This window comes from Thermoanaerobacterium aotearoense (assembly GCF_009905255.1).
Classification (GTDB): domain Bacteria; phylum Bacillota; class Thermoanaerobacteria; order Thermoanaerobacterales; family Thermoanaerobacteraceae; genus Thermoanaerobacterium; species Thermoanaerobacterium aotearoense.
Genome location: NZ_CP047602.1, coordinates 1,024,799 through 1,051,272 on the forward strand (window position 1 = coordinate 1,024,799; position 26,474 = coordinate 1,051,272).

A 26,474-nucleotide genomic window follows, 5' to 3' on the forward strand; every position below is an offset into this window, starting at 1 on the left:
CATGAAAGATTTTGACATATCTCTTTATTTGGTTACTGACAGAAAGCTTTTGAAGGCTGGTAGAGATTTTTACGATGCTGTAGAAGAGGCACTAAAAAACGGCGTTACTATGCTGCAGCTTAGGGAAAAGGATGTTTCATCGAAGGAATTTTATGAGATTGCTAAGAGATTAAAAGATATTGCAGCAAAATACAGCATTCCGTTTATAATTAATGACAGAATCGATATAGCTCTGTCTGTTGATGCAGACGGCGTTCATCTAGGTCAAGAAGATCTGCCATGCAGCATTGCAAGAAAGATCTTGGGAGATGATAAGATAATCGGCATATCTGCTGGATGCGTAGATGAGGCGGTAAAAGCAGAAAAAGACGGTGCTGATTATATAGGGGCAGGTGCTGTATTCTATACAGGCACAAAGAAAGACATAGGCGAAGCAATAGGGCTTTTGAATTTAGAGAAAATTAAAAAGGCAGTGAATATACCTGTTGTCGCCATCGGAGGTATAAAATACAGCAATGCACAAGATGTGATGAAGACAGGCGTTGATGGAATATCAGTTGTATCAGAGATCATGGCATCAGATGATATAGGTTTTGCCACAAGGCGATTAAAAGATGCTATATCAAAGTAGGTATGAAAAGCACATTCTTGTAAATAGGATGTGCTTTTTAAATTTTGCCAGCATCTTTTTTTATCATAAACCTGCAAAGGTAGATCATGATAAGAGAGCACATGACCATTATAACAGAAAGGCTTAAAGCGTAATTTAAGTCACTTTGCATTGCAGTGTATATGGCTAGCGGCATTGTTCTCGTCTTTCCCTCTAGATTGCCGGCAAAGATTATAGTTGCTCCGAATTCGCCAATAGCTCTTGCCCATGTGCTTATAAGTCCAGTTATGAGAAATCTCTTTGTTATCGGGATGTATATGGCTGTCATCAGCTTAAAATCGCTGACACCAATTAGTTGTGATTCTTCCCATATTGTTCTATCGACAGCCATAAATGAAGAATAAGCTGCTTTGATGTAGTATGTGGATGATATGAAAATCTGTGCTAATATTACGGCTATCACTGTAAATGATATTTGTATGCCTATTGAACTCAAAAATTTTCCTATGATGCCTTCTCTACCAAATGCCATCAAAAGGGCAATTCCTGCAACTGCAGGTGGTAAAATTGCAGGTATGTCGACAAGGTATTCGGTAAATGTAGATATCTTTCCTTTCTTAAATGCAATATAGTATGCAAGAGGTGTTCCAAATAAAAATGTGATGACGACGGTCACACTAGATGATATGATACTAAGGAGTAGTGCATTGATTGCAGGACAAGATGTGATTTCAGTTACTATTATATTTAAAGGAGTTCTAATTATCAGCGAAATAAAAGGTATTAATAAGAAAAAAATCAAAATTGATATGGTTAAATAAATATACGTCATTTGAAACACCTCTTTAATGATTATCATTTCATTATAAATCCGTAATCCTTTAGTATTTTCTTTCCATCTCCATTTAATAAAAAATCTAGAAATTTCGACGATAAAGTCTTGTATTTAGTATTTTTAACGATAGCAGCAGGATATGTTGCAATGACATTGTATTTATCAGGTATGTTAATAACTTTTATTTTGCCAGAAAATGGCTTTGCATCAGTAATATAAACAATGCCAGCGTCTGCTTCACCCATTGCAACCTTTTGTGCAACATCTGTGACAGTTACTTCTTTTGTAACGACATTTTTCAGTGTTGCTTCCTTGAACCCTTTATAGTCAGCATCGATTTTTGACAGCATATCAAGCGCATATTTACCGGCTGGGACAGATTCATCTGCAAGAGCTAATTTCACTCCGGAATTTTTTATATCCATAAAGCTATTTATACTGCTATCTTTATATGCAATGACAATAAGCTTGTTATATAATAATGTTTTAGGTTTCTCTACAAGTTTTTCGGTGTAAAGTGGCGTCATGTTTCTTTCATCAGCAGAAATAAATATGTCAGCGTATGCTCCTTGCTCTATTTGTGCCCTCAATGTTTGGCTTCCAGCAGAATTTAAGATTATTTTGACATCTGGATTTAATTTTTCAAACTGCTTGATAACTGTATCCATAGAATCTTTTAAGCTTGCAGCAACAAAAACTGTCAAGGATTTATTGCCGCTTTCACTGGCGTTTATATCGCATCCTGTTACCATTAAAATGATTAGAAAGATAGACATAAGGAGCCAAATTATCTTTTGGTCTTTCATTGTTTATCACCCTCAAAATTTATCAAATAATCTTTCAGCACATCTTCTATAATGCCGGGATTTACGCATGCTTTGATTCCTCTTTCTTTGAGCCTCATTATGGCTGCATTTCCTATCATGCATACGAAGACTGCCTCGCAATCTTTGATTTTGTCTATTACAATATTCATTCTGTCGTAAAAATCATCACCACCACATGCATTAATACATTCTCTGACTTCACGGACAAAATAATTTCCATCATCATATAAATCAACGATGATAAATCTTTTTGCGTGTCCAAAATGTTCGTTAACCATCTTACCATCTCTTGATGCGATAGCAATTCTATGCATCATATATCATCACCTAAAAGTCCTGCAGCATCAGCTCTGCACTGCCTGCAGTGGTACATCTGACTTATAATTTTTGAATTTTGAAGCCTTACTTTTTCAAGTTCATTGCACTTGGGAGCTTTTAAATGTGAAAATTCAGCTTGTGGAATAAGAGGCATTATATTCATGATGGCAACACCAAGTTCCTTTATTTTTTTTGCTATATCATCTATGTGCTTATCGTTTATACCAGGTATTAAGACAGTATTGACCTTTACAAGTAAGCCGTTGTCACAAGCAGCTTCTATGCCTTCTAGCTGTTTTTCTATAAGTAATTTTGCTGCATTTATTCCTTTGTACGTATTATCTTTATAGATTGCATAATCGTATATTTCTTTACCTATGTTAGGATCTATAGCATTTATTGTCACTGTTATTGTGCTTACACCACAGTTTATTAAAAGAGGTAGCTTATCGCTTAAAAGCAATCCATTTGTGCTTAAGCATTTGATCATATCTTTAAATTCTAAGGAAATCAATTTAAAAGTTAAGAATGTCTCATCGTTGTAAAGTGGGTCACCGGGGCCTGCTATTCCTATGACAGAAATGCGAGGCTCTTTTTTTAACATCTTTTTAGCATATAATATTGCTTCATACGGATCCATAATTTTAGTTGTTACGCCGGGTCTGTTTTCATTTACGCACCCTGTCTTTCTGTCGCAGTATTTGCACTTTATATTGCACTTAGGTGCTACAGGCAAATGCACCCTGCCGTGATATAAAGTCGCATCAGGATTAAAACATGGGTGTCCAAAACCTACCGTATTAAATTCTTTATTCATTTTATCCTCTCCTTATAAAAAATTTTGGAGCCTTTAATCGACTGATTAAAGGCTCCAGTGCCTAAAAAAGTCTTTAACCGAATGGCTAAAGACTTCCTCGTCTTTTATTTTTTTGTTTATGAAAATTATTGAAAATATAATAGCATAGTATGTTTTTAATGTCAATACTTTATTTTTGTAAAGTATTAAAATTTTTTGCTTGACATTTAATAAAAATACTGATATCATTTTAACAACAATAAATTTTTGCTAGACTTTCCTAATACATAATTTTATTTGACATATCTATTTTGCTTTATTCCAAAAGACAGCCATTTTTAAGTTCATGACTAAAATAAAAATGAATATTAAATTTATAATATTGTAATAAGCAAAGGCGCTTTTCTAAAATGAAAAGCGCTTTTTGTTTTGGCAATGGAGCCATGTATATATATTTTCACTGTATATATACATGGCGTTATTTTGTTAGGGGGTGATGATTTTGGTGTTATTGTAAATTTGATCTAGATACTAATAAAAAATATAAAGATATTGAAAAATTTAAGGAGGTTTTTAACGATGAGACAAGTAGCTATTTATGGTAAAGGTGGTATTGGAAAATCAACAACGACTCAAAATACTGTTGCAGCATTGTCAGAAATGGGTAAAAAAGTCATGGTAGTTGGATGCGACCCAAAGGCAGATTCAACAAGGCTTTTGCTTCATGGATTAAATCAAAAAACAGTTCTTGACACTATAAGGGATGAAGGTGAAGATATAGAACTTGACGATATTATGCGTTCTGGCTATGGCAATACAAAATGCGTCGAATCAGGCGGCCCTGAGCCAGGTGTTGGATGTGCAGGTCGTGGTATCATCACATCGATAAATATGCTGGAAAACTTAGGAGCTTATGATGATGATCTTGATTATGTCTTTTATGACGTCCTTGGTGATGTCGTCTGTGGTGGTTTTGCAATGCCTATTCGTGAAGGCAAAGCAAAAGAAATATATATAGTTGCCAGTGGTGAAATGATGGCGATGTACGCAGCAAACAACATCTGCAAAGGAATTCGAAAGTATGCAAATCAAGGAGGCGTAAGGTTAGGCGGTATTATTTGCAATTCAAGAAAAGTTGACAACGAAGAAGAATTACTAAAGGCATTTTGCAAAAAATTAGGGACGCAGCTTGTATACTTTGTTCCAAGGGACAATATCGTTCAGAGGGCTGAGATAAATAAAAAGACTGTTATTGATTATGATCCACAGGCACCACAGGCAGATGTGTATAGAGCCCTTGCAAAAAGAATTGATGAAAATGACATGTTTGTAGTACCAAATCCAATGCCAACAGATGAACTTGAAAAACTCCTCATAGAATATGGACTTATGGATTAGTTTGAAAGGGGGTCTATAAATGATCGAAAGAAATCATACGCAAGATTATATGATGGAGAGTCCAGTTGAAAAAAACAAGAAATTGATTGAAGACATTACAGATTCTTATCCTAAAAAGGTTAGTAAAGAGAGGAAAACGCACCTTGTAGTGATAGATCCAAGCGAGGAACAGCATATAATGGCAGACGTTGCAACAATTCCGGGGATTATGACAAACAGAGGATGTAGCTATGCAGGCGCAAAAGGTGTCGTTTTTGGACCTGTAAAAGACATTCTTCATTTGACACATGGACCAATTGGATGTGGATACTATACATGGAACACTAGAAGAAATCTTGCAGAGCCAGAAGAAGGCTATAACTATTTCATAAAAAATTGCTTTTCTACTAATATGCAGGAAAAAGACGTAGTCTTCGGTGGCGAGAAAAAACTTTATGGCGCTATAAAAGAAGCGTATGAGATATTTAAGCCGAAAGTTATAGGTATATATGCTACATGTCCTGTGGGACTTATTGGCGATGACATAAAAGCCGTTGCCAAAAGAGCCGAAGAAGAGCTTGGAATAAAAGTAATTACTGTAAGCTGTGAAGGTTATAAAGGTGTCAGCCAATCTGCCGGGCATCATCTTGCCAGCAATACTCTTATTATGGATATAGTTGGGACGGAGGAACTAGAAGACCCGACACCGTACGATATCAACATATTCGGCGAATACAATATTGGCGGCGATGTGTGGTTAGTGAAAGATCTGCTTCAAAAGATAGGATATCGTGTTGTAAGTGTATTTACAGGAGACTCAAAATACGATGACCTTGCAAAGGCTCACAGGGCAAAACTTTCAATATTGATGTGCCACAGATCTATAAACTATACAAACCGCATGATGGAAGAAAAATTTGGAGTTCCATGGCTTAAAGTAAATTATATAGGCATATCTTCCACAATAGAATCATTAAGGGAAATGGCTAAATTTTTCGACGATCCGATGATATACGAAAACACTGAAAAAGTTATTGAAGAAGAGCTTAAGAAGATAAAACCTAGACTTGACTATTATAAGGAAAGGCTTAAAGGCAAAAAAGCAATACTTTTTGTTGGCGGTTCTCGTGCACATCATTATCAAGACTTGCTGAAAGACATCGGCATGGAGACAATTGTTGCAGGATATGAGTTTGCTCATCGGGATGATTACGAAGGACGCAAAATAATACCTGAGATAAAAGAAGCACCTCATCATAAGATACTTGACACGTATCATTTTGAGAGAGTGACAGAACCAGCATATCCTCAAGAAAAAATAGAAGAAATGAAGAGTAAGATGCCTGATCACTTCATGAATTATGAAGGAATGATGGTTCATATGGAAGAAGGTTCCATCGTCATTGATGATTTCAATCATCATGAGACTGAAGAGCTTATAAAAGCTTTGAAGCCTGATATATTTTTATCAGGTATTAAAGACAGATATGTATTTCAAAAGATGGGGGTTCCTTCAAGACAGATACATTCATATGACTACAGTGGGCCTTACAGTTCATTTGAAGGTGCTGTAAATTTTGCAAGAGATATGGATATGGCTATAAACAATCCAATTTGGAAAGAGGTGACTCCACCTTGGAAAAAATAGCGAGAGGAGAATCAAAAATGGAATGTAATAATACTGAACGCAAATACCTTACGGTAAATCCTCTAAAGACGTGTCAGCCCCTTGGAGCAGTTTGGGCGTGCCTCGGTATACACCAATGCATGCCACACAGCCATGGTTCACAGGGTTGCACATCGTATTTAAGGATGCAGCTTACCCGTCATTTTAGGGAATTTATACCGACAACAACAAGCTCTTTTTCAGAAGCACAAGTTGTCTTTGGCGGTGTAGGAAATCTAAAGCAGGCGATACGAAACATATTAAGCATTTACAAACCAAAAGTAATCGGAATATCCACAACTTGTTCAGCGGAAACTATCGGCGACGATGTTCCTGGCACAATAAATGAAATGCGAGCAAGTGGCGATATACCAGAAGATGTCAAAGTATTTACAGCAAGTACACCAAGCTACGTAGGCTCACATGTAACAGGTTTTTCTAATATGGTTAAATCAGCTGTAGAGACTTTTGCCAAAAAAAGCTCACCAAATGGAAAAATAAACATCATTCCTGGATTGTTAAGCCCGGGTGATTTGCGGGAAATCAAAAGAATATTAAAAATAATGGGGATTGATGCAATCATTCTACCAGATATCTCTGATGTTTTAGATGCACCTATGACAGGCGAGATACACCTGTATCAGAAGGGAGGCACCACCATATCTGAAATAGAAGATATGGGAAATTCGATAGCTACTGTAGTTTTAGGAAGGGAAGCAGGAATCGCCCCTGCAGAATCTTTAAAAGAAATGTACGATGTACCGTATGAGGTACTTCCACTGCCTATCGGCATAAGTAATGTGGACAAATTTATTATGAAGTTAAGTGAAATAACAAGTAAGCCTATACCTTACGAACTTGAAGAAGAACGAGGAAGGCTTGTAGATATGATGCTAGACGCACATGCCCATTGGTACAATAAAAAGGCTGCAGTATTTGGTGATCCCGATATCGTTGAAGCTATAGTTGGATATGCAAATGATTTAGGAATAAATGTTTTGTATGCTTTGACAGGGAGTTACAGCAGTGAATGGGAAAAAACAGTAAAATCTATGGTTCCAGATGCATATGTTTCATCAGATAACGACTTATGGTATCTAAAAGAGCAACTTGATAAAAAGCCTGTTGATATGCTATTTGGCAATAGCCATGGAAAATATCTTGCAAAAGAGTACGATCTGCCGCTTTTAAGAGTTGGCTTCCCAATTCTAGATAGAGCCAATCTTCAACATTTTCCAATTGTAGGATATAAAGGGACAGCATGGCTTGTTGAAAGGACAGGAAACACTCTTCTTGACTACAAGGATGCTAAATCGCCAGAACATCTCCTGGAACTTATAATGTAGATTTGAAGAGGTGAATATCATGATTAAGCTGTCAGATGAGGCATTATCACAGTTAAGAAAAATTTTAAATAATTTACCTAATAAAAATGAAACTACAGGTTTTAAAATATATACAGTTCCAACAGAAGAAGGATTTCTAGCCGGTTTTGCGGTTGCCGATAATTTTAAAGAAAATGATGAGATCTTAGAGTATGACGATGTGTATATCTATATTGATAAATCAGATCTTAATTATCTGAAGTACAGCGTGATTGAATATGATGACAAGTACAATAGATTTTTCATAAATATGCCACATAGTTTTAATCTGCTGTGTTCAACATGTGACAGATATAGCGATTGTAATTATATTAATTGAAAGGGGATAATCATATGAAAATGGTACGTGCCATAATAAGGCCAGAAAAAGAGAAGCAAGTTGTTGAAGCTCTTGATAAAAATGGATACAGCTCCATGACGAAAATGCACATATTTGGACGTGGTAAACAAAAGGGAATACAAGTAGGTCCTATTGTATATGACGAATTACCAAAAATTTTGCTTATGATTGTAGCAAAAGATGAGGATGTATCAAAGATAGTTAACCTGATAGAAAGCAATGCTCGAACAGGAAACATAGGTGATGGCAAGATATTTATAAGTGAAGTAGATGAAGTATACACGATTAGAACTGGTAATAAAGAGTTATGAGGAGGATTACTTATGAAGGAGATTGTAGCAATCATCAGGAGACAGAAACTACATGAAACAAAAACGGCTCTGGATGGACTTGGCTTTTCACCTATGTCGATACTGAGTGTAAGTGGCAGAGGCAAGCAAAAAGGATTTATTGGAGAAGTCGATCCAGTGATGGATGAATTTATGCTGGATGAAGCAGACGTAGATGTAAGGTTTATTCCTAAAAGATTGATTTCGATTGTTGCAGATGATGCTGATGTTCCTAAAATTGTTGAAACTATAATAAAGACAAATAATACAGGCTATCCAGGTGATGGGAAGATTTTCATTTTGCCAATGACTGATGCAATTCGCATAAGAACATCTGAAATTGGCTTAAGCGCAATAAAGTAAAATTATGAGAAGCCTTTTTATAGGCTTCTCTATTTTAAAAAGGTGGTGGCATTATGGAACTCAGACTTGACATACCTGAAAGAGAAAAATTTATTAAGATGAAGGGAAAACATCATAAGAAGGAATTTATATGTAATACTGATAGCGTTGCAGGTAGTGTAAGTCAGAGAGCATGTGTATACAGTGGTGCAAGAGTCGTATTAAATCCTATAGAAGATGCTGTACATCTGGTCCATGGTCCTATCGGCTGCGCCAGTTATACGTGGGACATAAGAGGAAGTCTGTCAAGCGGCTCAGAGCTTTTCAGAAATAGCTTTTCATCTGATTTAAAAGAAAGCGATGTGATTTTTGGAGGAGAAGAAAAGCTATCTAAGTGCATAGATGAAATATACGAAAAATATAAGCCGAAGCTTATTTTCGTATATTCAACATGTATTGCCGGCGTAATTGGCGATGACATAAAAGCAGTGTGCAAAGAATCATCAAATAAGTACAATATATATGTTGTGCCTGTAGAATCCAGTGGTTTTATCGGAAATAAAGCTGCAGGCTATAAAGCTGCCTGCAATTCACTTTTAGAGTTAATTAAAGAATTTCCCGTATTAAAAAAGGAACCTTTAAGTATAAACTACATGGGTGATTTTAACCTTGCAGGTGAAGCGTGGATAATAAAAGGTTATCTTAATCAAATGGGTCTAAAAGTGAATACAATATTTACCGGTGATTCAAATTTTGAATCATTGAAAAAAGCAACAGCTTCCAGTTTAAATATCGTTCAATGCGCAGGCTCTATGACGTATCTTGCCAAGAAGTTTGAAGAAACTTTTGGCATACCGTATATGAAAGTATCATTTTTAGGTATTGAAGATACTTCAAATTCTCTTAGGAAAATTGCAGAATTTTTTAATGATAAGGATGTTATGTTAAAAACAGAAAAATTAATAGAAGAGAAAACTAAAATGGCAAAACATATAATAGAAAAATATAAAAGTTATTTAAAGGGCAAGAAGGCTGCAATTTTTGTTGGAGGTGGATTCAAGGCAATATCCCTTATTAAGCAGTTTAGAGAACTGGGCATAGATGTAGTCGTAATTGGTACGCAAAACGGACAAAAGGACGAGTATGAAAAGATTGAGGAGATAGCAGATTATGGCACTGTCATACTAGATGATGCAAACCCATCAGAACTTGAAAAATTTATGGTTGAAAAGGGAGCAGATATTTTAGCTGGCGGTGTTAAAGAGAGATTTCTATCATACAAGATGGGTATATCTTTTATCGATCACAATCACGACAGAAAACACCCCTTAAGCGGTTATGAAGGTGCAATCAATTTTGCTGAAGAAGTCTATACAACAGCATGCTCGCCGGTATGGAAATATGTGAAAGATGGGGTGAAAAGATATGTATGAAACGTATAAAAGCGTAAATGAAAATCCATGTAATATGTGTATGCCTTTAGGCGGTATAATCGCATTTAAGGGAATCGAAAAATCTATGGTATTGTTGCACGGCTCTCAGGGCTGTGCGACATATATGAGGAGACACATCGCTGAACACTACCATGAGCCAATTGACGTTGCATCATCATCGCTGAACGAGAAAGGAACGGTGTACGGTGGCGAAAAAAACCTTATTAAAGCTCTCGATAATGTGGTTAAAGTATACAATCCGGACTGCATAGGTATACTTACAACATGCCTTGCAGAAACAATAGGTGAGGATATAGACAGAATAAAGTCAGAATATAAAGCATCTAGGAATATAAGTATACCAATAATAACGGCACCAACCCCTGGATATGGTGGAACACACAGTGAAGGATTTGTAAAAACATCATACAGGATAGTTGAGGAGCTTTCGACAAACAAAGAAAGACATGACAGAATAAACGTAATTGTACCGAATATAAGCACAGCAGATTTAAGAGAGATAAAGAGACTTCTTGAACTTATGAAAATACCGTACATTCTATTTCCTGATTATTCTGATACTTTAGATAGTCCTTTTAATTTCCCTTACAAAAAAATTCCTGATGGTGGCACAAAAATATCTGATGTAATGTCTATGGGAGGATCTATTGCAACAATTGAAATAGGTGTAAATTATGAAGAAACGCCGGGTAAATATCTTCAGGATAGATTTAATGTGCCGCTTTATAAAGTGCCGATACCAATAGGACTAAGAAACACAGACGTGTTTTTGAAATTGTTAAAGGAAATTACAGGTAATCCAATACCAAAATCTATAGAAATGGAAAGAAGCAGACTTCTTGATGGAATGATAGATTCGCATAAATACAATTTTGAAGGAAGATGCATTATCTTTGGAGATCCTGAAATGGTGTATTCTGTATTTACTACATGCATGGAAAATGGGATACATCCTCTTTTAATTGCAACCGGAAGTAAGGCTCAAAGATTAAAAGAATTAGTTATCAGTGAAGATAATCCATTAAATGTTGACATTACAATTATCGATGAAACTGATTTTAGCCACATATTGAAATTATCAGAAGAAAAGGAAGTAAATATCGCCATAGGACCATCTGACGGAAAATATCTAACCGAAAAGGGTGGTATACCGCTTGTACGATTAGGATTCCCTATACTTGATAGAGTCGGAGGACAGAGAATATTATCTGTAGGTTACACTGGAACATTAAATTTTCTTGATAGAATTACAAATACGCTACTAGAAAATAAATATAAGACTTACAGGAAGGATATGTATGAGAAATATTATAAGGCAATGTAAGAAGCAATATTTCAATATCACTTAAAAAGATAGTCTATATATTGACATAATCAATAAAGAGATGTATAATTTTAGTAAGTTAAAAGAGTAAATTGTATATTTAAAAATAAAGCGATGAAGCTTATAAGTGTGTTATGCATTTGTAAGCTTTTATTAATTGAAATCAAGTGTTTATTTTAGGTAGGCAAGGGTGCCCGTTCTATCATGAATTGGGCACCCTATATATTTTTAGAAAGGGTGACATAAATGAAGATTGGTGTACCAAAGGAAATAAAAATAGGTGAAGAAAGAGTAGCTATAACACCAGCGGGAGTTGAATCATTTTGTTCTAATGGTCATACCGTGTATATTGAAAAAAATGCAGGTATTGGGAGTGGCATTGAGGATGAAGAATATATAAAGGCAGGTGCTGAAATTGTTGAGACTTCTTACGAAGTATTTCAAAACTCGGATATGATAATAAAGGTAAAAGAGCCACAACCATCTGAATATGATTATTTTAAAGAAGGTCAAATACTATTTACATATCTACATTTAGCACCAAATATTGAATTAACAAAAGCACTTCTAAAGAAAAAGATTATCGGTATTGCATATGAGACTGTACAAAATGAAGATGGATCACTTCCATTATTGGTTCCCATGAGTGAAGTTGCAGGTAGAATGTCTGTAATAATCGGAGCATACTTATTAGAAAATATAAATAAAGGGAGAGGTGTTCTACTAAGCGGAGTACCTGGTGTTGAGCAGGCAGAGGTGGTAATTATAGGAGGTGGAACTGTAGGTACAAATGCTGCAAAAATAGCTTCAGGTATGGGAGCACATGTAACAATACTTGACCTCAATGCTCAAAGACTTGCATATCTTGATGACATATTTGGTGGCAAGATAACAACATTGATGTCAAATAGTTATAATATTGCAGAGAGTGTGAAAAAAGCAGATCTTTTAATAGGTGCTGTATTGATTCCAGGTTCAAAAACACCAAAGCTTGTTACAGAAAATATGGTCAAAAGTATGAAGAAAGGTTCTGTTATAGTTGATGTAGCAATAGATCAAGGGGGATCTGTTGAGACAATTGATATGATAACCACACATGAAAATCCATATTTTATTAAGTATGGTGTTGTACATTATTCTGTAGCGAATATACCAGGAGCAGTTCCTAGGACTTCTACATTTGCATTAACAAATGTTACAATTCCGTATGCGATTGATATTGCGAATAAAGGTTATAAGAAAGCATTATTAGAAAACAAATCACTTTTACATGGTTTGAATATATATTATGATAACGTGACATATAAGGCAGTGGCAGATGCACATGGATTTAAATATGTCGATCCTTATGAAGTATTGAAATAGCTTAAATTTTATCAAATTCTTGTTATCAAATTGATGCGCATCAATTAATTTTATTATTATTGACATTAATAAAAATTCCAAAATAAGGTTAATAAAATATTTTATAAAAGGAGGTAAATTATGTCAAAGTCATTTAAATTTACATCATTTATCATTGCTGTATTAATGATAGCTGTGATATTTTCAGGTTGTTCAAAAAGCAATTCAACATCTACATCATCAGATACCATAAAAGTTGGAGCGCTTTTTGAGCTGACAGGTAGTGTTGCAACATATGGAACATCGGCGCTTAATGGAGCCAAATTGTACATTGATGAAGTGAATAAAAATGGTGGTGTGCTTGGTAAAAAAATTGTTTTGGTGAAAGCAGACAATAAATCGCAAAGTGATGAATCAATAAATCAAGCTACAAAACTTATACAACAAGACAAAGTTATAGCTATTTTAGGACCTAGCACATCGACTAACACAATAGCAGCATCATCTGTCGCAGTGCAAAACCATATACCATTGATAACAGGTTTTGCTACTGCTGTAAGTGTTACAGTCGATCCTAACACAAACAAGGTCAAAAACGAAATATTCAGAGCTTGCTTTATAGATCCATACCAAGGTAGTGTTATGGCACAATTTGCATCAGAAAAGCTGAATGCGAAAACAGCAGTTGTGTATATGGATGATAAGAGTGACTATAGCAAAGGTCTTGCACAAAGCTTCAAAGATCAGTTTGAGAAGCTTGGTGGGAAAGTTATTGATACAGAAGCGTATGTAGCAGGTGATCAAGATTTTAAAGCAACTCTTACAAAGATAAAGGGTTTAAATCCTGATGTCATATTTATACCGGGATACTATCAAGAAACAGGGAAAATAGCTAAACAGGCAAGGGATATGGGTATAAATACGCCTTTACTTGGTGGTGACGGTTGGGATTCTCCAGATCTATTAAAGATAGCAGGAGCATCTGCATTAAACAACGTTTATTACAGCAACCACTTTATATCGACAGATCCCGATCCAACTGTTCAAGACTTCATAAAGAAGTATAAAGATGCTTACGGCACAGAACCCGATGCGTCGGCAGCACTTGTATATGATGCAGCAGGCATGTTGGTGCAGGCAATAAAGGATGCCAACTCAACAGAACCTGCAAAGATTATTGATGCTTTATCAAAGCTTAAAGATTTTAAAGGTGTTACAGGCACAATAACAATAAATAGTGAGCATAATCCAGTCAAATCTGCTGTTATCATAGAATTAAAAGACGGTAAGCAGAACTTGGTTGAAAAAGTAGCAGCACAGTAAAGTAAAATTGTAAATTGTTGCTTATGAAGTAAACAGACACTTAAGAAAAAAGTAAGTGCTGAATAAAAATCGTAAGATAACTTTAGAAAAACATGGCAATGCGGTCACCTTGTGGCCGCATATATTTTAATATATTTAAACTTGAGGTGATGTTGATGAAGACATTTATTGAACAGCTTATAAATGGTCTATCTTTAGGCAGCATATACGCACTCATTGCCCTTGGATATACCATGGTTTACGGCATAATGAAATTAATAAATTTCGCTCATGGTGATATATACATGGTAGGTGCATTTACAGGATTCTTCGCATCCACATACTTTCACCTTGGATTTATACCATCTCTCCTTTTGGCAATGCTGGTAAGCCTTTTGCTTGGTGTGACAATTGAAAGAGTCGCATACAGGCCATTAAGAGATAAGTCAAAAATCTCTATATTGATTACAGCCATCGGCGTCTCCCTTTTACTGGAAAACGGAGGCATAATCATTCTATCGCCACAAGTCAGGACATATCCACAAATTTTCAAGCAGCACATGTACTCATTTTTCAACGGAATAATCACCATATCAAACCAGCAGATCGTCATATTTGTCGTATCCATAATCATGATGGTAGGACTTCAGCTAATAATATACAAGACAAAGATGGGAAAAGCCATGAGGGCTGTCTCAACTGACGCAGATGCGGCAAGGCTTATGGGAGTAAATGTAGATAGGACCGTTTCATTTACATTTGCAATAGGCTCTGCCCTTGCTGCTGTTGCAGGCGTATTAGTCGGAATATACTACAACTCAATAGATCCCCTAATGGGTATAATGCCAGGCTTAAAAGCGTTCATCGCAGCAGTCTTAGGCGGAATAGGAATAATCCCAGGTGCTATGGTAGGAGGCCTTTTGATGGGCGTCATAGAAGCACTTGTCTCAGGTTATGGCAGCTCACTATACAGAGATGGCGTTTCATTCGCAATACTCATAATCATATTGCTAATCAAGCCAGCGGGACTCTTTGGCAAAAACGTAAGAGAGAAAGTGTAGGTGATAAAGTTGAAGCAGATATTGAAAAACAGATTACTTATATTCTTAGGGCTGTTGGCTTTTTACGGTATAATACAAATCTTACTGTCTACAAACATATTAAACGACTATTACGAAATAAACATCGTTCTCATGGGTATAAACGTAATACTTGCTGTAAGCCTTAACCTTATAAATGGATTTACTGGACAGTTCTCCTTAGGACATGCAGGATTCATGTCAATCGGTGCATACACATCAGCCATCATAACGTACAAATTAGGGCTTCCATTTCCTCTGGCAATACTAATAGGAGGCATATCAGCAGGAATAACCGGAATATTGATAGGCATCCCATCTCTAAGATTAAAAGGCGACTACCTCGCCATAACAACACTTGGATTCGGAGAAATAATAAGGGTAATATTTTTAAACACTGAATACGTAGGTGGAGCAAGTGGCCTATCCGGAATACCAAAGTACACAAACTGGACGTGGGTATTCTGGATAGCAGTTATAACTGTCGTCCTAATAAAAAACTTCATAAACTCCAGTTACGGCAGATGCTGTGTTGCAATCAGAGAAGATGAGACAGCAGCCGAATCAATGGGCATAAACACAACGTACTACAAGACATTGGCGTTCACAATAGGTGCATTCTTCGCAGGAATAGGCGGTGCCCTTTACGCCCACAACTTCTACATCATACAGCCAGAGACATTCAACTTCATGAAGTCATTCGATATCTTGACAATGGTTGTATTAGGCGGACTTGGCAGCATAACAGGATCAATACTATCAGCAATCTTCCTCACATTCGTATACGCAGTGCTGCAGGATTATGCTGCACTAAGAATGGTCATATACTCACTCCTCTTAATTGTCGTAATGCTATTCAGACCAGAAGGATTGATGGGTACAAAAGAATTTTCCCTCAAAAAATTATTTAAGAAAGGGGAGAAAAGCAGTGAGTTTACTGTCAATTAAAGACGTATCTATAGACTTCGGCGGCATAAAAGCCTTGATAGACGTCAATATAGAACTGGAAAAAGGCTCTCTTACAGGACTTATAGGGCCTAATGGTGCAGGAAAATCAACAGTATTCAATATAATAACAGGGATATACAAACCAACATCAGGCAAAGTAACATTTAACGGAAAAACCATATCTCAAAAACCGTACAACAACACGAAACTTGGCATAGCAAGAACATTTCAAAACATACGTCTATTTAAAAACTTAACTGTCCTTGACAATGTAAAAATAGCCCAGCACATTCACGTGCAATACAGGCTTTTAAGCTCCTTTCTGCAGTACAAAAAATACTTAGATGGAGAAAAATCTCAAGACAAACAAGCGATGGACCTCCTTAAAATCTTCAATCTTGACAAACACGCTTTAAACCTTGCTAAAAATCTGCCATACGGTGAGCAGAGAAGGCTGGAAATAGCAAGAGCACTGGCAACAAAGCCAAAGCTATTACTTTTAGATGAGCCTGCAGCAGGAATGAATCCACAAGAGACAAAAGAACTTACAGACACAATAAGATTCGTAAGGGACAAATTTGACATAACAATACTCTTGATTGAACACGACATGTCGCTGGTGATGGATCTTTGCGAAGACATATACGTCATGAACTACGGGAAAATAATCGCACATGGCACACCAGATGAAATCAAGAGAAATCCAGAAGTAATAGCAGCATACCTTGGAGAAGAAGACATTGATGAAAAAGAAATTTTATCAATAGAAGGAGGTGTTTAATGTGTTAGAAATAAAAGATCTCAACGTCTCCTACGGAATGGTAAACGCCTTAAAAGGCATAGACTTAAAAGTAAATGACGGTGAAATTGTGACAATAATAGGTGCAAATGGCGCAGGCAAAAGCACAACTTTAATGACGATATCAGGCATATTGAAGCCAAAAAAAGGCTACATCAAATTCAACGATGTAGACATAACGAAAAAACCTGCCCAAAACATAGTGGATATGGGCATCTGCCAAGTGCCAGAAGGAAGAAGAATATTTGCCAACATGACTGTAATGGAAAACCTTGAGATGGGAGCATACCTCAGGAAAGACAAAATGGTAAAAAGCGACATGGAAAAAGTGTTTCACCTATTTCCACGTCTAAAAGAAAGACACAAACAGATTGCCGGTACATTAAGCGGTGGTGAACAGCAGATGCTAGCCATAGGAAGAGCATTGATGTCAAAGCCAAAGGTGCTTTTATTAGACGAACCATCGATGGGGCTTGCGCCGATTGTAGTACAAGACATATTCAAGACAATAAAAAATATAAATGAAGACGGCACAACCATCCTTTTAGTAGAACAAAACGCTAAAATGGCACTATCTATTGCAGATAGGGCATACGTCCTTGAAACAGGCAATATCTCTCTTGAAGGTACTGCATCTGTCTTAAAAGACGATGAAAGGGTTAAAAAGTCATACTTAGGAGGATAAAAGATAGAATGAGAAATATGAAACATTTTCCCATGTTGATATTTATATTATTAATTCTATTATTATTTGGAGGTTGTGGACAGGAAAAGGAAAATATGTCATCTAATAAAACGGAAAATACAAAAAACATTATGGTATTTGCAGGAGCAGGACTTAAGGATGCACTTCCAGAAGTAGCAAAAAAATATAACCGACTTCATCCAGATATAAAAATTTCTTTTAATTTTGCAGGTCTTGGTGTGCTCCAGCAACAAATTGAACAAGGAGCCTCCTGCGATATACTTTTAGGTCCCGGAGAAAAGCAATGGAATACTCTAAGAAGTGAAAATTTAATTGATAAATTAACAGAAAAAAAGATTCTATCTGATAAAATGGTTCTTGTTACGCCAAAAGAAAGCCAAAAGGTTAAAAGCTTTCAGGACCTTACTTTACCTGATGTAGATAAAATTGCTATTGGAGATCCTGCTCTTGTTCCCGGAGGTGAGTGGGCTAAAGATGTATTAACAAATTTAGGACTTTGGGACAAAGTAAGTTCTAAAATTATTCTGGCAAAAGATGTTCAGGAAATCAGAGGCTATATAGAAACAGGAAATGTAGACGCTGGTTTGCTTTGGAAATCAAATACTACAAATAATAATAAGATTAGGATTGTTGCAGATGCACCCGAAAATTCTTGCCCTCCAATTTTCTTTAGAGGAGCAGTTATAAATAGCAGCCAAGAAAAAGAAACGGCTCTTGATTTTTTAAACTACCTTAAAAGTCAGGAAGCATCACAGGTTTTTAAAAAATATGGATATGTACCTTTAGACCAGAAACAATAAATTCAAGGTTAAAAAGGTGTGAGATAAATGATATATCCTATATTCTTGTCAATAAAAGTAGCTATTATAGCTACTCTTATATCATTTGTAGTTGGTATCTTTTTTGCTCGCCTGTTTTTTGTAAAAAACTTTCCTGGGAAAGAAGCTATTGAAGCCATTTTTTTTCTACCAATGGTTTTACCACCAACAGTTACGGGTTTTATTCTCCTGATTCTTTTTGGTAAACATGGACCTTTAGGTTTTCTCATTAGAAAAATATTTAACAGTCAATTATTGTTTACATGGTGGGCTGCTGTAATTGCTTCTTCTGTGGTCGCATTTCCTTTGATGTATCAAAGTGCCAAAGCAGCTTTTGAAAGCGTTGATATAAAGCAGGAGCGGGCTGCTCGTATTTTAGGTGCAAACGAGTTGCGGGTTTTTTGTACTATTACGATGCCTCTTGCTTGGCCTGGTATTTTATCGGGTGTTGTTCTTTCCTTTGCAAGAGCTATTGGTGAGTTTGGAGCAACATTGATGACTGCGGGTAATATCCCAGGAAAGACACAAACAATTCCTATGGTAATTTATTTTGCGGTGGAAAGTGGGGATTACAAAACTGCTATCTACTTAGTTGTTGTGATTATACTATTTTCTTTTGGAATGATTTTTTGGCTAAATTGGTTATCAAGGAAAAAAGTTTTGAAGTATACAAAAAAACAAAGGCAATAAAAGGTGCTAAATCGTTAGGTATACATTATTTAATAGATACAGGAGGAATCAGTTATGAGTTTTTATGATAATTTAAAGTCTGTGTTTAGAAAAATCGTTGACGAAAATGGGCTATTAAAAGAAAGTATAGAAGTTAAAGCCTCTATACTTTCTCCTAAGGATGCTCTTGGTGCGACGAAACGTACAGACTATGTGCTTCTGAAAGGCAAAGAAAGACTTATGCAGGCAGAATTTAAAGGGTCCTATGGACAGGCATTTACTGATTCATTAAATGATTTTCATGGTTCTATTGGGGAGATACTGGAACTTCCACTTAAAAACAATTATGAAAGAGCTATTTTTATTTCCTCCTTAAATGCAATTATGCGACATCTGCGTTTGGCTGATCACACCGTACACTGCAAAAACAATGATTTAGAAAACTGTGCTCAAAAAATAGCCTATTTCATTGTTGAAAAATATGGACAACCGCGTATATGTTTTGTAGGGCTACAACCTGCTTTAGTAGAAACATGTGCCTCCAAATTTTCCGTTAAAGTGCTTGACCTGGATAAAGACAACATAGGCAAAGAAAAAAGTGGTGTTTTGATACTGGATGGAGAGAAAGATTATAATGATGCAATAGAATGGTGTGATATAGCATTAGTGACAGGGAGTGTTATTGTTAATGGAACGATTGAAAATATTTTAAAAGTTCAAAAACCATTGATCTTTTTTGGAACAACTGCCGCCGGGACTGCTAAGTTAATGGGATGGGAAAGATTTTGCCCTTGTTCTTATTGAGGATATAGAACCCACAATATAGACAAAAAGGTGATGAAAGATGCTTAAAGCAAAATTTGTAAAAAAGCTTCCTGATTTTGTTCTTAAAGTAGACTTATTTGTTGATAAAGAAATTTTGGTTCTTATTGGACCTTCAGGATCTGGTAAAACAACTGTTTTAGAATGTATTTCAGGACTTCAAAAGCCGGATTCGGGGGAGATAATATTGGGAGAGAAAGTTCTTTTTTCCTCATCGAGGCGAATCAATCTTCCTTCATACAAACGTGGTATTGGGTATATATTTCAAGAATATGCACTTTTTAATCACTTAACAGTAAAAGATAACATTCTTTATGGGGCAAAAAATTTATTAAAAGAAGAAAAAGAAAAGCAGCTCAATGAAATACTTAAACAATTTAATATATCTCATCTGGCTGAAAGATATCCAGTTCAGCTTTCAGGTGGTGAAAGACAACGAGTAGCTATGGCAAGGACACTTATAACAAAGCCTCATTTGTTATTGTTAGATGAACCGCTTTCAGCTATGGATAGGAAATTAAGAGAAAGATTGCGAAAGGAAATAAAAGAACTTCATAAACAGTGGAATATACCCTTTGTTTTGGTTACACACTGCCGATGTGAGGCAGAACTTGGTGATAAGGTCTTTAAGGCAGAAAAAGATGAAAATAAAGGAGAAACTATAATGTGGTTTTGTCAAAGTGCTTGACGGACAATGCTATTGAAGTATATTAAAAAATTATGGATAAAATTAATGATAATAGAGGTGGAGATAACATATGAAATTTAACTTTTTTATACCAACAAGGATTATTTTTGGTGAAAATTGCATTAAAGAAAACAGCAATTTGATGTGTATAGGTAAAAAAGCATTGATAGTTACAGGTAAAAGTTCTAAAAAAAATGGTTCACTTGATGATGTGTTATCGGTACTTACAGATAATGGCGTAAAATACGAGATTTTTAATCGTGTTAAATCCAATCCGGACATAGAAAATGTATTAGATGGTGCTGATGTTGCCAGAAAAGTCGAAGCTGATTTTATAATCGGCATTGGTGGTGGTTCTCCACTTGATGCATCAAAATCCATTGCAACCTTAGCCACAAATTCAATTAAACCTGAAGAGCTTTTTGCTAACATGATTAAAAAAAGGCCTTTGCCTATAATAGCTATTCCGACAACAGCAGGTACAGGAAGCGAGGTTACACCATATTCAATTTTGACGTATGACAAAGTTGGAAGTAAAAAGAGCTTTTTTAGCCCATTGATATTTCCTAAAGTAGCTTTTTTAGATGCCAGGTATACCATGAGTTTATCATATAATGTTACTGTGGATACTATGCTGGATGCGTTGTCACATTTGATAGAAGGATTTCTATCAGTTAAGTATAATAATTTTTATGAATATCTTGTTGTTAATGGATTAAACAGTTTGAAGACATGTTATAAGAATGTGTTAGATGCAAGTACTGATATTAAAAAACTTGATTTTGAAACAAGAGAATTATTACTTTATTCTTCAACACTAGGTGGTATGTTAATAGCACATACAGGGACATCTGTTGTTCACGCTATGGGTTATTCTCTCACATATTATAAGGAGATTCCGCACGGCAGGGCAAATGGGATATTGCTTGCAAATTATTTGAAATTTAATTATGACAGTGAAGAATATAAAATTAATACGGTCCTAAAGTTGTTGGGGATTAAAGATATTTATGAATTTGAGAAAATTTTAAATGAACTGATATATAGAGAAGGTAAAATACCTGAAATATCAATAGATGAGTTGATTAAATACTCGTCTATAGCCATAAAAGCTAGTAATATAGCTAATAATAAAAAATCAGTTACACAAGATGATCTGTTAGACATTTACAAGAAGAGCATATTCTAGAAGATTTCCGGCAATGGTGGCACACTATTGTTTTTTTACCTTTTGAAAAGGGAATGGTTATATATGAGTATAAAGTGCAGAGATATACTAATGCTTCCATCTTTGAAAAAGTTTAGATTAGTTGGTGGGAAAAATGGGCTTGACAGGAATTTAAGCTGGGTGCATGTTGTAGATGTTCCTGATGTTTCCAAATGGGTTCATGGAGGTGAGCTGCTCTTTACAACAGGCATAAGCATAAAAGATAATGTTGATATTCTAATGAAAATTATTGAAGAAATAGATTCGAAGAACCTGGCAGGGCTTGTGATAAATGTGGGACCTTATATCAAGAATATTCCGAAAGAAGCTATTTCATTAGCCGATAGGCTTGATTTTCCGCTTTTTGAGCTTCCTTGGGAGGTTAAACTTGTTGATGTTACAGAGATAATATGTAATTTTATTATAAAAAAGTCAATTGAGGAAAAATCAATAGGAGAATTTTTAGAAAACATACTTTTTACAGATTTTAAATCTGAAGAGGTTTTTGTAAGCAGGGCAGAATATCATGGCTTTAACATCAGTCATCAAAACTGTGTTATGATTACAGATATAGATAAATTTGGACAATATATAAATAAGAGCAACATAAAAGACGAAAAGAAGATAATGGATATAAAATTTTCTTTGCAACAGATTGTAAACAATACATTAGAAAAAAACGGCAAGAAACCGCTTTCTTTAATTCGTGGTGATTCTGTTATATCTCTCATATCTAAAAAGGAAGCAGAAGATGAAAGCTTAGTAGTAGGAATTGCAGAAGAAATAAGGAAAAGTGTTATGAAGCAGATGTCTCCATTAAAAGTTAGCATTGGAATAGGACGATATTATTCTAATTTAAAAGATATAAAAAATAGTTTAAAGGAAGCTGAAAGAGCTTTAAAGCTGGCTTATAAAATAATGGGAGGCAATTCAGTTTATAGTTATACTGAAGCGGGGATTTTCCGACTGTTATTTGAAATGAAGGATAAAAGTGAAATGATTTCTTTTTTCAATGAATTGATGGAACCAATGATGAAATATGATGAAAGCTCAAGTGCTGAGCTCATTAATACACTGGAGGTATTTTTGCAAAACAATGGTAATTTCGTAAAAACCGCTAAAGATCTCTTTATACATCGCAGTACTTTAAACTATAGAATAAAAAAAATTGAGGAAATTCTTAATGTGGATTTATCTGATTGGGAAACCAAATTTAATTTACAGATAGCATTGGCTATTGGAAAATTTCTCAAATATTGAATCAATTGTATTAAAATTTATGAAAATAATGCTACATAATGTAGGATGACATTTTATTAATTATTATGTAAAATTTATTTAAGTCTTAAAGATGAGACTAAAAAATTAATATACTAAATAAAGTAGCAATGGTGCTAATTAAAGGTACGAAAAATGCCTTACAATTAGCACCATTTCTGTTTTACATGGTATTCTAAGTGAGGAGGGCTAAAATGTTAGTTAAAGAAGATGATGAAATTTTTATGGATGAAGACAGTATAAGGGAATATGACAAGAGATACAATTTACATTCTTGGAGTGCTCAGAAAAATCTTAATCCATTGGTTATTACAAAAGCAGAAGGAATTTATTTTTGGGATATTAATGGGAAAAGGTATTTTGATATGTCTTCTCAGCTAGTAAATGTAAATGTAGGACATGGAAATAAAGAGATTATAAATGCGATAAAAGAGCAAGCGGAAAGGCTTCCTTTTATCGGACCAAGCTATGCTGTTGATGTTAGATCAAAATTGGCTGCAAAAGTAATAGAAAAGGCTCCAGATAATATGGGTAAGGTATTTTTTACATTAGGTGGAGCGGATGCCAACGAAAATGCGATAAAAATAGCAAGGATGTTTACAGGAAGGCAAAAAATATTTTCAAGATATCGATCATACCATGGAGCTAGCTTTGGAGCCGCAAATCTAAGCGGAGAACCAAGGAGATATACTTGTGAGCCGGGATTGACTGGGTTTATTAAATTCTTTGATCCATATATTTATCGTGAAAAAATAGAATTTAAGAGTGAAGAGGATGCAAGTAGGTATTACTTGGATAAGCTTAAGGAACAAATTATTTATGAAGGTGCAGATAATGTTGCGGCGATTTTTCTTGAAACAGTGACTGGAAGTAACGGAGTAATTATCCCACCTAAGGGATATTTACAAGGAATAAGGGACATATGTGATGAATTTGGGATACTTATGGTGTGTGATGAGGTCATGACAGGATGGGGTAGAACAGGAGAATGGTTTGCATGTGATAATTGGAATGTGAAACCAGATATTATAACATTTGCAAAAGGAATTACTTGTGGGTATGTGCCTTTAGGTGGTGTTATTGTAGACAAAAAGATAGCAGAATATTTTGATGATAATGTTTTGATGTGTGGCTTAACATATAATGCACATCCAATAGGTTGTGCTGCAGGATGTGCAACTATAGATGTATATGAAAAAGAAGGATTAATAGAAAATTCAAAGAAGATGGGGAAAGTTTTAGGTGCCGGATTGGAAAAGTTAAAAGAAAAACACGCATGCGTTGGTGATGTGAGATATATAGGACTTTTTTCAGCGGTAGAACTTGTTAAACATAAAGGTACAAAGGAACCTTTAGTTCCATATGGAAAAGACCCTGAAAAAATAATGCCAAGAATTATAGATAGCTTAAGAGAGAGAGGTTTTTCTACTTACTCTCATGAAAACTGCATATTAGTGGCACCGCCTTTGATTATAAAGGAAGAGGAATTAAAGGAAGCATTATCAATTCTTGATGAGGTTTTAGATTTTGTAGATGAGTATATTGAAAAAGCATGAGGCGTTAAATTATCTATTACAACAATTAATATTGAAAAAAGGAGATGTTAATTATGAAAGAGGAGATGTATGAACTTAGAACAGAAGATTTATCAAACAGCAAGCTTTACAATGAAGACCTTGCGCCTACAACAATAAAACAAAGGACATGGGATACTTATCACTTTTTATCTTTATGGGTGGGAATGTCATTTTCCATACCTACATTTATGCTGGCCAGTGGGCTGATTTCAATAGGTATGAATTGGGGATCTGCAGGCAAGAGCAGAATTCTGCAATAGAATGAAAGTACTAGGTGCAGACATTGTGACAGATGATATGGCAAATATCTATGCGACCTTTAAAGGATCAGAAGATCTTCCGCGTATTGCAGTTGGATCACATTGCGATTCGGTAGTACAAGGTGGAAACTATGATGGTATTTTAGGTGTAATAAGTGCGATGGAAGTAGCTGAAACGATTGTTACAAAGAAGATTCCACATCGTCATCCAATTACGGTTATGATTTGGACCAATGAAGAAGGGGCTCGTTTTGACCCTGCCATGATGTCATCAGGTGTTATTACTGGTAAATTTGATAAAAACAAGATGCTGGCCTCAAAGGATAAGGATGGAATAACGTTTGGTGAAGCTTTGGATGCAAGCGGATACAAGGGTGATGAGAAAAATAGAATGAATCCCAAGGAATATATGGCTTTTGTGGAACTGCACATTGAGCAAGGTCCAGTGCTTGAAGCTGCAAAAATGGATATCGGAGTTGTTGAAGGTGTCGTTGGAATGGTCAATTATGAGTTTGAATTTATCGGCCAGGCTGGTCATGCAGGAACTGTTCCGCAGAGAATGAGAAAAGATGCTCTCTATGCAGCTTCTGAGGCTATTCAGTATCTTCACAGAGAGCTTGATAAGCTTGACAGTAAGTTGGTTTATACCACGGGTAGAATTATTTGCTCGCCAAATGTACATACAATTATACCGGATGATGTTAAGTTTACTTTGGATGCAAGACATCAAGATCCGAAAATTGTACAGCAGGTTGTTGATGTTATTGAAAACATTCCTAAAGAACTTGCAAAGTGCAAGGTTAGCTATCGGAAATTGTGGTCACGTAAGACTGTTGCCTTCAATGAAGATTTGGTCGATTTAGTAGAGAAGAATGCAAAAGAATATGGCTATTCCTGCATGAGAATGTATAGTGGTCCTGGGCATGATGCTCAGTTTGTTGCTGATATCCTGCCTACCACTATGATATTTGTTCCAAGTATTGGCGGACACAGTCATTGCGAAATAGAAAAAACATCTCTCGACAATTGCTGGAAGGGTGCCAATGTATTACTAAAAACGATATTAGATATTGATAAGAAATAGAAAGTAATATGTCGAGTTTTGCAAACGCCATATATCAGTAATATTGCCATAATAAGGAATGTAAAGTAAAGAACAATTGTACATCATAATTCCTTCAATTTTTTGCTTTTAGAAAAATTATCGAAAAACATCTAATATTGCAAAACAAATGTATATGATAAAAATTAGGCATGATAATATCGTGCCTTTTTCTATTATATAAAAATAAAAAAGCAATTAATCTGATATTATTAAAGTATTAAACCTTTATTTTGGGAGTATTGATGATATATAGACTTTATGCTACTATT

At 35.4% G+C, this 26,474-nt stretch carries 28 protein-coding genes; 24 read left to right on the forward strand and 4 right to left on the reverse strand.

Annotated elements, in window-relative coordinates; translation table 11 throughout:
• Nucleotide 1 precedes the first annotated feature (1 nt).
• A complete protein-coding gene (gene thiE / locus GSH73_RS05045; RefSeq protein WP_014759086.1) occupies nt 2–631 on the forward strand; it encodes a thiamine phosphate synthase in 630 nt (209 codons plus the stop codon).
• Between the two features lie 37 nt (nt 632–668).
• On the opposite strand, the gene GSH73_RS05050 is transcribed toward thiE, so the two are convergent.
• The 4 genes from GSH73_RS05050 to GSH73_RS05065 are packed head-to-tail and all read right to left on the reverse strand — an operon-like array spanning nt 669 to nt 3,407.
• Nucleotides 669–1,442 carry an ABC transporter permease gene (locus GSH73_RS05050; protein ID WP_014759085.1) on the reverse strand — a complete coding sequence of 258 codons (774 nt, stop codon included), beginning with the start codon at nt 1,440–1,442 and terminating at the stop codon, nt 669–671.
• Between the two features lie 23 nt (nt 1,443–1,465).
• Nucleotides 1,466–2,251, reverse strand: a complete 786-nt coding sequence (gene modA / locus GSH73_RS05055) for a molybdate ABC transporter substrate-binding protein (protein WP_014759084.1) — start codon at nt 2,249–2,251, stop codon at nt 1,466–1,468.
• Complete coding sequence (locus GSH73_RS05060) at nt 2,248–2,589, reverse strand: NifB/NifX family molybdenum-iron cluster-binding protein (RefSeq protein ID WP_014759083.1); 342 nt, start codon at nt 2,587–2,589, stop codon at nt 2,248–2,250. The genes modA (GSH73_RS05055) and GSH73_RS05060 overlap by 4 nt, the downstream gene beginning before the upstream one ends.
• Nucleotides 2,586–3,407, reverse strand: a complete 822-nt coding sequence (locus GSH73_RS05065) for a radical SAM protein (protein ID WP_014759082.1) — start codon at nt 3,405–3,407, stop codon at nt 2,586–2,588. The genes GSH73_RS05060 and GSH73_RS05065 overlap by 4 nt, the downstream gene beginning before the upstream one ends.
• Nucleotides 3,408–3,965: 558 nt before the next feature.
• Between GSH73_RS05065 and nifH the strand changes: the two genes are divergently transcribed.
• The 23 genes from nifH to GSH73_RS05180 all read left to right on the forward strand — a co-directional run bounded on the left by nifH (nt 3,966) and on the right by GSH73_RS05180 (nt 26,184).
• Nucleotides 3,966–4,784 (forward strand): nitrogenase iron protein, encoded by an 819-nt coding sequence (gene nifH, locus GSH73_RS05070; RefSeq protein ID WP_014759081.1) that lies wholly within the window; start codon nt 3,966–3,968, stop codon nt 4,782–4,784.
• A gap of 19 nt (nt 4,785–4,803) precedes the next feature.
• Nucleotides 4,804–6,411, forward strand: coding sequence for a nitrogenase molybdenum-iron protein alpha chain (nifD, locus tag GSH73_RS05075; protein WP_014759080.1), 1,608 nt, complete (start codon nt 4,804–4,806; stop codon nt 6,409–6,411).
• Between the two features lie 17 nt (nt 6,412–6,428).
• Nucleotides 6,429–7,775: a nitrogenase component 1 gene (locus tag GSH73_RS05080; RefSeq protein ID WP_038069545.1), complete on the forward strand. Its 1,347-nt coding sequence runs from the start codon at nt 6,429–6,431 to the stop codon at nt 7,773–7,775.
• A 19-nt stretch (nt 7,776–7,794) separates the two neighbouring features.
• Nucleotides 7,795–8,133 carry a HesB/IscA family protein gene (locus GSH73_RS05085; RefSeq protein ID WP_014759078.1) on the forward strand — a complete coding sequence of 113 codons (339 nt, stop codon included), beginning with the start codon at nt 7,795–7,797 and terminating at the stop codon, nt 8,131–8,133.
• Between the two features lie 14 nt (nt 8,134–8,147).
• Nucleotides 8,148–8,465, forward strand: a complete 318-nt coding sequence (locus tag GSH73_RS05090) for a P-II family nitrogen regulator (protein ID WP_014759077.1) — start codon at nt 8,148–8,150, stop codon at nt 8,463–8,465.
• A gap of 12 nt (nt 8,466–8,477) precedes the next feature.
• Complete coding sequence (locus GSH73_RS05095; protein ID WP_014759076.1) at nt 8,478–8,846, forward strand: P-II family nitrogen regulator; 369 nt, start codon at nt 8,478–8,480, stop codon at nt 8,844–8,846.
• A 53-nt stretch (nt 8,847–8,899) separates the two neighbouring features.
• The gene (gene nifE / locus GSH73_RS05100; RefSeq protein WP_014759075.1) at nt 8,900–10,258 is read left to right on the forward strand and encodes a nitrogenase iron-molybdenum cofactor biosynthesis protein NifE; all 1,359 of its coding nucleotides are present in this window, start codon (nt 8,900–8,902) and stop codon (nt 10,256–10,258) included.
• Nucleotides 10,251–11,603 carry a nitrogenase component 1 gene (locus tag GSH73_RS05105; RefSeq protein ID WP_014759074.1) on the forward strand — a complete coding sequence of 451 codons (1,353 nt, stop codon included), beginning with the start codon at nt 10,251–10,253 and terminating at the stop codon, nt 11,601–11,603. The genes nifE and GSH73_RS05105 overlap by 8 nt, the downstream gene beginning before the upstream one ends.
• A 246-nt stretch (nt 11,604–11,849) precedes the next feature.
• Nucleotides 11,850–12,968: an alanine dehydrogenase gene (gene ald / locus GSH73_RS05110; protein ID WP_014759073.1), complete on the forward strand. Its 1,119-nt coding sequence runs from the start codon at nt 11,850–11,852 to the stop codon at nt 12,966–12,968.
• Nucleotides 12,969–13,088: 120 nt separating this feature from the next.
• Nucleotides 13,089–14,270, forward strand: coding sequence for an ABC transporter substrate-binding protein (locus GSH73_RS05115; RefSeq protein ID WP_014759072.1), 1,182 nt, complete (start codon nt 13,089–13,091; stop codon nt 14,268–14,270).
• 155 nt (nt 14,271–14,425) lie between these two features.
• Nucleotides 14,426–15,310, forward strand: a complete 885-nt coding sequence (locus tag GSH73_RS05120) for a branched-chain amino acid ABC transporter permease (protein WP_014759071.1) — start codon at nt 14,426–14,428, stop codon at nt 15,308–15,310.
• Between the two features lie 9 nt (nt 15,311–15,319).
• Entirely contained in the window at nt 15,320–16,276 is a 957-nt protein-coding gene (locus tag GSH73_RS05125) for a branched-chain amino acid ABC transporter permease (RefSeq protein WP_044984065.1), read from the forward strand.
• On the forward strand, nt 16,257–17,057 hold the full coding sequence (locus GSH73_RS05130) for an ABC transporter ATP-binding protein (protein ID WP_014759069.1): 801 nt from the start codon (nt 16,257–16,259) through the stop codon (nt 17,055–17,057). Before GSH73_RS05125 ends, GSH73_RS05130 begins: the two co-directional genes overlap by 20 nt.
• Before the next feature lies 1 nt (nt 17,058).
• Nucleotides 17,059–17,760 (forward strand): ABC transporter ATP-binding protein, encoded by a 702-nt coding sequence (locus GSH73_RS05135; RefSeq protein WP_014759068.1) that lies wholly within the window; start codon nt 17,059–17,061, stop codon nt 17,758–17,760.
• A gap of 8 nt (nt 17,761–17,768) precedes the next feature.
• Nucleotides 17,769–18,581, forward strand: a complete 813-nt coding sequence (gene modA, locus GSH73_RS05140; RefSeq protein ID WP_014759067.1) for a molybdate ABC transporter substrate-binding protein — start codon at nt 17,769–17,771, stop codon at nt 18,579–18,581.
• 27 nt (nt 18,582–18,608) lie between these two features.
• On the forward strand, nt 18,609–19,289 hold the full coding sequence (modB, locus tag GSH73_RS05145) for a molybdate ABC transporter permease subunit (protein ID WP_014759066.1): 681 nt from the start codon (nt 18,609–18,611) through the stop codon (nt 19,287–19,289).
• A gap of 54 nt (nt 19,290–19,343) precedes the next feature.
• Nucleotides 19,344–20,072, forward strand: coding sequence for a Rossmann-like domain-containing protein (locus GSH73_RS05150; protein ID WP_014759065.1), 729 nt, complete (start codon nt 19,344–19,346; stop codon nt 20,070–20,072).
• 40 nt (nt 20,073–20,112) lie between these two features.
• The gene (locus GSH73_RS05155; protein ID WP_014759064.1) at nt 20,113–20,778 is read left to right on the forward strand and encodes an ATP-binding cassette domain-containing protein; all 666 of its coding nucleotides are present in this window, start codon (nt 20,113–20,115) and stop codon (nt 20,776–20,778) included.
• 70 nt (nt 20,779–20,848) lie between these two features.
• Complete coding sequence (locus GSH73_RS05160) at nt 20,849–21,967, forward strand: iron-containing alcohol dehydrogenase family protein (protein WP_014759063.1); 1,119 nt, start codon at nt 20,849–20,851, stop codon at nt 21,965–21,967.
• 63 nt (nt 21,968–22,030) lie between these two features.
• Nucleotides 22,031–23,245 (forward strand): PucR family transcriptional regulator, encoded by a 1,215-nt coding sequence (locus GSH73_RS05165; RefSeq protein WP_038069527.1) that lies wholly within the window; start codon nt 22,031–22,033, stop codon nt 23,243–23,245.
• Between the two features lie 212 nt (nt 23,246–23,457).
• The gene (locus tag GSH73_RS05170; protein WP_014759061.1) at nt 23,458–24,819 is read left to right on the forward strand and encodes an aminotransferase class III-fold pyridoxal phosphate-dependent enzyme; all 1,362 of its coding nucleotides are present in this window, start codon (nt 23,458–23,460) and stop codon (nt 24,817–24,819) included.
• A 53-nt stretch (nt 24,820–24,872) separates the two neighbouring features.
• A complete protein-coding gene (locus GSH73_RS13860; protein WP_014759060.1) occupies nt 24,873–25,100 on the forward strand; it encodes a cytosine permease in 228 nt (75 codons plus the stop codon).
• A 25-nt stretch (nt 25,101–25,125) separates the two neighbouring features.
• Nucleotides 25,126–26,184, forward strand: coding sequence for a Zn-dependent hydrolase (locus GSH73_RS05180; protein ID WP_233432479.1), 1,059 nt, complete (start codon nt 25,126–25,128; stop codon nt 26,182–26,184).
• The last annotated feature ends 290 nt before the right edge of the window (nt 26,185–26,474 follow it).

Coding starts and splice junctions, on each gene's coding strand:
- thiE (WP_014759086.1), top strand. CDS start 2: ATGAAAGATTTTGACATATCTCTTTATTTGGTTACTGACAGAAAGCTT.
- GSH73_RS05050 (WP_014759085.1), bottom strand. CDS start 1,442: ATGACGTATATTTATTTAACCATATCAATTTTGATTTTTTTCTTATTA.
- modA (WP_014759084.1), bottom strand. CDS start 2,251: ATGAAAGACCAAAAGATAATTTGGCTCCTTATGTCTATCTTTCTAATC.
- GSH73_RS05060 (WP_014759083.1), bottom strand. CDS start 2,589: ATGATGCATAGAATTGCTATCGCATCAAGAGATGGTAAGATGGTTAAC.
- GSH73_RS05065 (WP_014759082.1), bottom strand. CDS start 3,407: ATGAATAAAGAATTTAATACGGTAGGTTTTGGACACCCATGTTTTAAT.
- nifH (WP_014759081.1), top strand. CDS start 3,966: ATGAGACAAGTAGCTATTTATGGTAAAGGTGGTATTGGAAAATCAACA.
- nifD (WP_014759080.1), top strand. CDS start 4,804: ATGATCGAAAGAAATCATACGCAAGATTATATGATGGAGAGTCCAGTT.
- GSH73_RS05080 (WP_038069545.1), top strand. CDS start 6,429: ATGGAATGTAATAATACTGAACGCAAATACCTTACGGTAAATCCTCTA.
- GSH73_RS05085 (WP_014759078.1), top strand. CDS start 7,795: ATGATTAAGCTGTCAGATGAGGCATTATCACAGTTAAGAAAAATTTTA.
- GSH73_RS05090 (WP_014759077.1), top strand. CDS start 8,148: ATGAAAATGGTACGTGCCATAATAAGGCCAGAAAAAGAGAAGCAAGTT.
- GSH73_RS05095 (WP_014759076.1), top strand. CDS start 8,478: ATGAAGGAGATTGTAGCAATCATCAGGAGACAGAAACTACATGAAACA.
- nifE (WP_014759075.1), top strand. CDS start 8,900: ATGGAACTCAGACTTGACATACCTGAAAGAGAAAAATTTATTAAGATG.
- GSH73_RS05105 (WP_014759074.1), top strand. CDS start 10,251: ATGTATGAAACGTATAAAAGCGTAAATGAAAATCCATGTAATATGTGT.
- ald (WP_014759073.1), top strand. CDS start 11,850: ATGAAGATTGGTGTACCAAAGGAAATAAAAATAGGTGAAGAAAGAGTA.
- GSH73_RS05115 (WP_014759072.1), top strand. CDS start 13,089: ATGTCAAAGTCATTTAAATTTACATCATTTATCATTGCTGTATTAATG.
- GSH73_RS05120 (WP_014759071.1), top strand. CDS start 14,426: ATGAAGACATTTATTGAACAGCTTATAAATGGTCTATCTTTAGGCAGC.
- modA (WP_014759067.1), top strand. CDS start 17,769: ATGAGAAATATGAAACATTTTCCCATGTTGATATTTATATTATTAATT.
- modB (WP_014759066.1), top strand. CDS start 18,609: ATGATATATCCTATATTCTTGTCAATAAAAGTAGCTATTATAGCTACT.
- GSH73_RS05150 (WP_014759065.1), top strand. CDS start 19,344: ATGAGTTTTTATGATAATTTAAAGTCTGTGTTTAGAAAAATCGTTGAC.
- GSH73_RS05155 (WP_014759064.1), top strand. CDS start 20,113: ATGCTTAAAGCAAAATTTGTAAAAAAGCTTCCTGATTTTGTTCTTAAA.
- GSH73_RS05160 (WP_014759063.1), top strand. CDS start 20,849: ATGAAATTTAACTTTTTTATACCAACAAGGATTATTTTTGGTGAAAAT.
- GSH73_RS05165 (WP_038069527.1), top strand. CDS start 22,031: ATGAGTATAAAGTGCAGAGATATACTAATGCTTCCATCTTTGAAAAAG.
- GSH73_RS05170 (WP_014759061.1), top strand. CDS start 23,458: ATGTTAGTTAAAGAAGATGATGAAATTTTTATGGATGAAGACAGTATA.
- GSH73_RS13860 (WP_014759060.1), top strand. CDS start 24,873: ATGAAAGAGGAGATGTATGAACTTAGAACAGAAGATTTATCAAACAGC.